A 7582-nucleotide genomic window follows, 5' to 3' on the forward strand; every position below is an offset into this window, starting at 1 on the left:
CGACACTGAAGCCTCGCGCCAGCCCGGGCGCCGGCCACCAGGGCTCCAGCGTGCTCATCGCATGGCAGGCCGTCACCAGGTGCAGCACGGTGAAGTTGCCTGTGGCGGCGTAGGTGCGGGCGGCGAGCAAGGCGATGTCGCGCAGCGTGCCGGGCCCGTGGTGCAGCCGGCCGGCTACGGCGGCGAAATCGGGCGACGCGCCGCAGGCCTCCATGCGGTGGCTGATCAGGCTGCCGGCCGGAGCCGGGCGCGGCAGTTGCTGCAGGGCCGCCAGCCAGTCGGCCAGGGCCAGCGGCGGGCCGTCGGCCGTCGTCGGCAAGGGCAGGAAGTGGGCGGCCCAGTGGGCCAGACCGAAGGCGAGCTCGCCCTCGTGGCCTGCCAGCACGGCATGTGCGGTGCGAATCAACCCATGGAAGGCGATGGCCCCCGCACCGTCCAGCAGCGGGGGCAGCGCTTCGCGCAGGGCGGCCGCGGCGCCGATCGCCGCGATGCGCGCGACGAAATGGGCGTGCCACGCGGCCTCGCTGTCGGGACGCCCCAGGTCACGCTCCGGGGTCACGCTGCCCGGGCGCCCGGCGACGCGCGGCTCCAGTTGGGCCTCATGGTGCTCGCTCCAGGCCTGCAGCCGTTCCGCCGAGGCCCCCAGTTCCAGCAGCGCCTGCTGGGCCATGGGCAGGTGATTGCTGAGGCGGCCCCGGTAGGTGGGCGACCACGCCGCCCCCACGTCGAGCAGGAGGTGCAGCTGCGCCAAGGTGGCGGGCGCAGGCGCAGGCTTGGGAGCGGCGTTTTTCGTCAGCACGGCAGGTCTGGGCTGTGGGAACATGTCGCCATGCTCGAAGTTCAAGTTAACTTGAAGTCAAGTCCCCCCGCTCCGTTGAGCATCGGCCAGCTCGCCCAGCGCGCCGGAGTCGCGACCAGCGCATTGCGCTTCTACGAGGCCGAGGGCCTGATCGCCGGCAGCCGCAGCGCCGGCGGGCACCGCCAGTACCCGCGCCACGTGCTGCGCCGCGTGGCCTTCATCCGTGCAGCCCAGGTCGTCGGGCTGAGCCTGCCGCAGATCAAGGCCGCGCTGGCCACCCTGCCGGAGGGACGCACACCGACCAAGGCGGACTGGGCGCGGCTGTCGTCAGGCTGGGCGCCGGTGCTGGACGAACGCATCGCCGCTCTGCAAAGGCTGCGCAACCGGCTGACGGGCTGCATCGGCTGCGGCTGCCTGTCGCTCAAGGCCTGCGCGCTCTACAACCCGGACGACGCGGTCGGCGAGTCTGGGGCCGGGCCACGCCTGCTGGATCGCCCCGGCACGTCATGAATCCCGCAGGCCGACCCGTGCAGAATCCGCCGCACCGGCATGCGCCAGTTCCAGGGAGGAACGAGATGGATCCCAGAGCCAAGGCCTGCACTTTGCTGCTTTGCATGATGCTGGGCGCCTGCGCCAGCCGCCGTCCGGCCGACGCGGACCTGCGCCACATGGTGATCCAGGCCGCACCCGAGGAGACGGCGGCCCCGACGCCGCAGACCAAGGGCGGCGCGGCCGGGTCCAGCGCGCTGAAGGGCGGCGGCGGCGGCCTGGCGGTGGGCGCGCTGATCTGCTCCGTGCTGATTCCCTTCGCCGTGCCCGGCTGCCTCGGCATCGTGGCGCCGGTCACCGTGACGACGGGCGCCGTCAGCAGCGGCGTCATCGGCGGCGCGGTCACGAACAACACGGACCTCGCCCCCTCCGAACTGACGGCCCGGCTGGACACGGCAGCCTCCCAGCAGCAGCTCGTCAGCCGGCTGCAACAGCATGCGCAAGGCGGCCGGGCGGACACCACAGCGGCGCCCGCCTATGCGCTGAGCGTGAAGCTGGCCGACCTGCGCATGGCGCGGGTCAAGGACGGCAGCCCCACGCCGCTGGTGCTGCTGGCGCGGGCGCAGATCCAGGCCGCCGGCAACAGCGCACCGGTCTGGACCAAGGATTACCGCATCATCGGCACCGACAAGCGCCCCGCGGCGGAATGGGCCGCCATGCCCGATGCCAGCCCCATCGAATCACTGCTCGGCCGCCTGGCCGACCGCATCGCCACCGACCTTTCGCCGCGCAAGAGCTGAGGCCCCAGCCAGGCACGAAGCACCCCCGCTGACCCCCTCGCGACAAGGGAACCGCAACTCAAGGCGAAAATCGCGGGGTTAACCCGCAACCTCCATCGCCCATGAGTGCCTTTCACGAAGAGACCGTCCTGACCGTCCACCACTGGACCGACCGCCTGTTCAGCTTCACGACGACGCGCGACCAGGCCCTGCGTTTTTCCAACGGCCACTTCACGATGATCGGCCTCACGACCGAGACGGGCAAGCCGCTGCTGCGGGCCTACAGCATCGTCAGTGCCAACTACGAGGAGAACCTGGAGTTCCTCAGCATCAAGGTGCCGGACGGCCCGCTGACCTCGCGGCTGCAGCACATCAAGCCGGGCGACAAGATCATCGTCGGACGCAAGCCCACCGGCACGCTGCTGATCGACTACCTGCTGCCGGGCAAGAACCTCTACCTGCTGGGCAGCGGCACGGGCCTGGCGCCCTTCATCAGCATCGTGCGCGACCCCGAGACCTATGAGCGATTCGAGAAGGTCATCATCGTGCACGGCGTGCGCGAGGTGGCCGAGCTGGCCTACCACGACCACCTCTCGGTGGACCTGCGCCAGCACGAGTTCCTGGGCGAATATGCCAGCGAGCAACTGCTCTACTACCCGACCGTGACGCGAGAGCCCTACAAGAACATGGGCCGCATCACCGACCTGATCCAGACCGGCAAGCTGCAGGCCGACCTGGGCCTGCCGCCCCTGGACCCGGAGCAAGACCGCATCATGCTGTGTGGCAGCCCCGCGCTGCTGAAGGACATGCAGGAGATGCTGGAGATCCGCAAGTTCAAGGAAGGCAGCACGACGACGCCGGGCGACTACGTCATCGAGCGGGCCTTCGTCGAGAAGTAGTCAGCGTTGCGGCGCCGGCTCGGGCCGCGGCCCGACGGCGTAGCGCCGCGCCAGCGGCGCGCACACCATCAGCTGCAGCTGGTGGAACACCATCAGCGGCAGAACCAACAGGCCCACGGCCTGGCCGGCGAACAGGATCTGGGCCATGGGCACGCCGCTGGCCAGGGTCTTCTTGGAGCCACAGAAGACGATGGTGATCTCGTCCTCGCGCGAAAAACCGAGCCGGCGGCTGATCACGATGAGCAGCGGCATCACGAGCGCCAGCAGCAGCGCGCAGATGCCCAGCAGTGCCAGCAGCGTGCTCGGCGGCAGGTGGCGGTACAGGCCCTGCACAGTGGCTGCACTGAAGGCGCCATAGACCACGAGCAGGATGGTGCCCTGGTCGGACCAGCGGATCGACGCCTTGTGCCTGGCGACCCACGCCCCCGTCCAGCCCTGCAGGGCCTGACCCGCAACGAAGGGCAGCAGCAGCGTGCCGGCGATGCCCTCGAAGGTGTGCCAGGACAGGTGCACCGCCCCGGCCTCGGCGGTCCCGCCCGTCCACTGCGCCATCGCGGCCATCAGCAGCGGCGTCAGTGCCATGCCCAGAATGTTGGAGGTGGACGCGCTGCACATGGCCGCCGCCACATTGCCCCGCGCCACCGACGTGAAGGCAATGGATGACTGCACCGTGGAGGGCAGCGCGCAGATGAAGAGCACGCCCAGGTAGAGCGTCGGCCCCACCAGCGGCTCCAGCCAGGGACGCAGTGCCAGCCCCAGCAGCGGGAACAGCACAAAGGTGGCCGCGAACACGACGGCATGCAGCCGCCAGTGCAGCAGGCCCTCCCACACCGCGCGGCGCGACAGCTTGCTGCCATGCAGGAAGAACAGCAGTGCGACGGCGGCCTGGGTCAGGCCGTCCAGCACCGCCACGCCGCGGCCGTGCACGGGCAGCAGCGCGGCCAGTGCCACGGTGGCAAGCAGCAGGAGGACGAGGTTGTCGGGCAGCCAGGCGGGGCGTTTCATGGCGTCCATTGCACAGGATGGCGCCCAAACCTAGAAATGGATTAATCGGATGGTTTAATCCACCGAATCAATCAATAGCCATGCCAGGCTGCCCACCATGCCCTCCCCTCACGTCACGCTGCGCCAGTTGCGGGTGTTGCTCGCGGTAGCCGAGCACGAAGGGTTCGGCCGAGCCGGCGACAGCATCGGCCTGTCGCAACCCGCCGTCAGCCAGGCCGTCCGCGGGCTGGAGGCCGAACTGGGCCTGAAGCTGCTGGACCGCACGACGCGCGAGGTGGTCCTGACGGCAGCGGGCCAGGCCCTCGTCGGCCCGCTGCGCCGGCTGCTGGGCGAGCTGGATGGCGTGCTGGACGAGGCCCGGGGCTCGGGCGCGGCGGCGCGTGGCATCGTGCGCGTGGCCAGCGCGCCGACCATCTCCGGCGGGCTGATGCCCCAGGTGCTGGCCGCGGCGCGGCAGCGCTTCCCAGACATCCAGGTGCGCCTGGGCGACCAGACCCAGCAACTGGCCGTCGAGGCGGTGCGCAACGGTGAGGTGGATTTCGCGGTGCTCGTCGGCATCGAGGCCGCCGAGCCGGATCTGGAGCAGCAGCCCCTGTTCGACGAGCACTTCGTCCTCGTCTGCCCTGCCGGGCATGAACTGGCCGAGCGGCCACTGCTGATGCTGCCGGACCTGGCGGGGCGACCCCTGGTGCTGCTGGATTACAGCTCGGGCAGCCGCCCGCTGATCGACCGGGCCTTCGCCCGCGCGGGCGTGATGCCGCGGGTGGCCCTCGACGTGGGCCATCCGGCCACGGCCTTTCGCATGGTGCAGGCGGGGTTGGGCGTGTCGGTGCTGCCGGCCCTGTCGCTGCCGCTGCCCGACGCTGCGGCGCTGCGCGCCGTGCCGCTGGAGGCTGCGCTGAGCCGCCAGGTGGTGCTGGCCAGGCGCCGCCAGCGCTCACTGGCACCGGCTGCCCAGCGGCTGTGGGGCCTGATCGCCGCACTGGCGGCCGAGTGGCCTACATCCCCTTGAAGAGGTGGGTGTAGCTGCGGCTGACTTCCAGCTTCTCGCCCAGGCCCTTCACGCCCACCAGCTGGCGGCCGCGGAAGTCGCGCGTGATGCCGTCGATGGCGTGCGCGTTGACCAGCGTGGAGCGGTGGATTTGCCAGAAGAGCTGCGGGTCCAGCTCATCCACCAGCTCCTTGATGGGCTTGCGGATCAGTGCCTCGACCTTGGCGGTCTGCACGCGCGTGTACTTCTCGTCGCTGATGAAGAAGAGCACGTCCTCGACCGGGATCATCTGGATGGCCTGACCGACCGTAGCCTGGATCCACTGCAGGTAGTTGGGTTTGCCACCGCCGCCGCTGACCTGGGCGGACAGCTTGTGCAGCAGCTGCTGCAGCGGCGCCGATGAGGTCTCGACCGCCTCGCTGCCTTCGCGCTGGGCCAGGCGCTTCTTGATGCGCGCCACCGTCAACTGCAGCCGCTCGCGCTCGGCGGGCTTGAGCACGTAGTCGGCCACGCCCTGCTCGAAGGCCTCGACAGCGTACTGGTCGTAGGCGGTGATGAAGACGATCTCGGGCACCAGCCAGTCGTCGTCCTCGGGCAACTGGGCGATCTGGCGGGCGGCGTCCACGCCCGTCAGGCCCGGCATGCGGATGTCGAGGAAGACCAGGTCGGGCTTGTGCTCCTTGGTCAATTCAACGGCCTCCAGGCCGTTCTTGGCCTCGGCCACGATGTCCAACTCAGGCCAGACCTCAGTCAGGCGGCTGCGCAGTTGCTCGCGCATCAGGCGTTCGTCGTCGGCCAGAACGGCGCGTATGGGTGCTGTGCTCATGGCCGCGGATGCTAGATCAGACCGACGCCGATTTGGCGGCGTTGGCGCGGCTGCGGTTGCGCAGCACGACGAAGAGCAGCAGGCCCAGCAGGATCAGCGGCGAACCGAGCACGGCGCCAACGCCCAGCAGGCTGGCGACGACCAGGGCCAGGACACCGCCGACGATGAGCAGCGGCAGCGCCACGCCCAGCAGCAGCACCAGGGGCAGCACGATGACGCAGACGACGCCGGCGACGAACAGACCGATGCTGGCACCCAGCCAGTCCCCGATGCCGCCACCGCCGAAGAAGAACTCGCCGTCGTCCAGCACGATGTGCATGTCCGGGCCACCATGGTGATGCAGCAGCGCGAAGCCGCCGAACATCGCCATCAGGACCATCAGCGCGGTGCCAATGAACAGGATCTTGAACAGGGTCTTCATGCTGCGACTCCTTCTTCGTTGCGGCTGCGGTAAGGCACGGTGATCGTGACGACCGTGCCACTGGGATGGTTCTCGGTGACGGTGACGCTGGCCTTGCTGCCGTGCAGCAGCTGCAGGCGCTCGCGGATGTTGGCCAGGCCCACGCCGGTGCCGGAGGTGGCTGCGCGGCCGAAGCCCAGGCCGGTATCGGCCACCGTGACGGCCAGCTTGCCGTGCACGATCTCGGCCTTGACCTTGAGCGTGCCGCCCTCGGCCTTGGGCTCCAGGCCATGCTTGATGGCGTTCTCGACCAGGCCTTGAATCATCATGGGCGGGAATTCGGCGGACATCAGGCCCTCGGGCACGTCGATCTCGGTCTGCAGCCGCTCTTCCATGCGCATCTTCAGGATCTCGAGGTAGGGCCGGATGACGGCCAGCTCTCGGCCCAGATCGCGCACGGCGCCGTTGGCATTGGCTTCGCGCATGGTGGGCATGGAAGCGCGCAGCAGGGCGATGAGGTTCTTCTGCATCTGGCTGGCGCGCGGCGGGTCGACCTCGATCAGGTGGTCGATGCTGGCCAGCGTATTGAACAGGAAGTGCGGCTCGACCTGGGCCTGCATGGCAGCCATGCGGGCCTCGACGACCTGGCGCTTGAGGGCCTCACTCTCCGCGTTCTCGGCAGCCTGGGCGGCCTTGACCTCGGCCTGGATACGGCCCTTGTACATGGCCTTGATCACGGCCGAGGCCAGGATCCACAGGATGGCCAGGTCGACCAGAGAGTCGCCGGCATACACGACGGTGACACGCCTGCGGCCCTGGGCATCGCGGGCCTCGTCGACAGCCTCCTGCAGGGCGACCTGGGCGTCTGCGGCGGCTTGCTGCGCCTGCTTGACCTCCTCGGCCTCCTGCTTGAGCTGACTGAGCTGCTCCTTGGCCTGCTCGACCGCGGCACGGACGTCCTCGGGACGGGCGCTCTTGGGAAACTCGATGGAGATGCCAGGGCTGGCGTCGGCCTGGACTTCGCCCTCCTCGCCCTCGGCGGCACTGGCGGCACTGGCGCCGGAAGAGGCGGGCCGCACGGGCTGGATGCGCAGGCCACGCTCGTCGATCTTGACCTCGTAGTGCAGGCCCTTGTCGCTGCCGCCCTTCGCCGCGGCCTTCTCGGCTGCCTTCTCGGCGGCCTTGCGGGCTAGGTCGGCCGCCTTCTTGGCCTCGACCTCCAGCTTGGCCTGACGGCGCGCGGCGCTGCGGTCAGGCTGCTCGACCTGCTCGCTGACGCGCCAGGTGAAAGGGGGCAGGTTCTTCAGCACGTTGACGCCGATCAGCAGCGCCAGCGACAGCAGCACGAAGCGCTTCCAGCTGATGCCGACCAGCCAGCCGGCGTAAATGTGGAA

At 69.6% G+C, this 7582-nt stretch carries 9 protein-coding genes; 4 read left to right on the forward strand and 5 right to left on the reverse strand.

What is annotated here, in order from left to right:
* On the reverse strand, positions 1-799 hold a 799-nt coding region (locus tag VGF12_RS14235), incomplete at its 3' end, for a questin oxidase family protein (protein ID WP_331176697.1).
* A gap of 51 nt (positions 800-850) precedes the next feature.
* Here VGF12_RS14235 and soxR point away from each other — a divergent pair.
* The 3 genes from soxR to VGF12_RS14250 all read left to right on the forward strand — a co-directional run bounded on the left by soxR (position 851) and on the right by VGF12_RS14250 (position 2966).
* Positions 851-1309, forward strand: coding sequence for a redox-sensitive transcriptional activator SoxR (soxR, locus tag VGF12_RS14240; protein ID WP_331176698.1), 459 nt, complete (start codon positions 851-853; stop codon positions 1307-1309).
* 65 nt (positions 1310-1374) lie between these two features.
* Positions 1375-2088, forward strand: coding sequence for a hypothetical protein (locus VGF12_RS14245; RefSeq protein WP_331176699.1), 714 nt, complete (start codon positions 1375-1377; stop codon positions 2086-2088).
* A 101-nt stretch (positions 2089-2189) separates the two neighbouring features.
* Positions 2190-2966 carry a ferredoxin--NADP reductase gene (locus tag VGF12_RS14250; protein WP_331176700.1) on the forward strand — a complete coding sequence of 259 codons (777 nt, stop codon included), beginning with the start codon at positions 2190-2192 and terminating at the stop codon, positions 2964-2966.
* Here VGF12_RS14250 and VGF12_RS14255 read toward each other — a convergent pair whose 3' ends face one another.
* Positions 2967-3971 carry a bile acid:sodium symporter family protein gene (locus VGF12_RS14255; RefSeq protein ID WP_331176701.1) on the reverse strand — a complete coding sequence of 335 codons (1005 nt, stop codon included), beginning with the start codon at positions 3969-3971 and terminating at the stop codon, positions 2967-2969.
* 97 nt (positions 3972-4068) lie between these two features.
* Between VGF12_RS14255 and VGF12_RS14260 the strand changes: the two genes are divergently transcribed.
* The gene (locus VGF12_RS14260) at positions 4069-4983 is read left to right on the forward strand and encodes a LysR family transcriptional regulator (protein WP_331176702.1); all 915 of its coding nucleotides are present in this window, start codon (positions 4069-4071) and stop codon (positions 4981-4983) included.
* Here VGF12_RS14260 and VGF12_RS14265 read toward each other — a convergent pair.
* The 3 genes from VGF12_RS14265 to VGF12_RS14275 all read right to left on the reverse strand — a co-directional run.
* Entirely contained in the window at positions 4970-5788 is an 819-nt protein-coding gene (locus tag VGF12_RS14265; protein WP_331176703.1) for a LytTR family DNA-binding domain-containing protein, read from the reverse strand. The two genes, VGF12_RS14260 and VGF12_RS14265, sit on opposite strands and share 14 nt — an antisense overlap.
* Before the next feature lie 16 nt (positions 5789-5804).
* Positions 5805-6209: a hypothetical protein gene (locus VGF12_RS14270; RefSeq protein WP_331176704.1), complete on the reverse strand. Its 405-nt coding sequence runs from the start codon at positions 6207-6209 to the stop codon at positions 5805-5807.
* On the reverse strand, positions 6206-7582 hold a 1377-nt coding region (locus tag VGF12_RS14275; RefSeq protein ID WP_331176705.1), incomplete at its 5' end, for a sensor histidine kinase. The genes VGF12_RS14275 and VGF12_RS14270, both read right to left, overlap by 4 nt.

The organism is Roseateles sp., from assembly GCF_036404855.1.
In the GTDB taxonomy this organism is placed as follows: domain Bacteria; phylum Pseudomonadota; class Gammaproteobacteria; order Burkholderiales; family Burkholderiaceae_C; genus Pelomonas.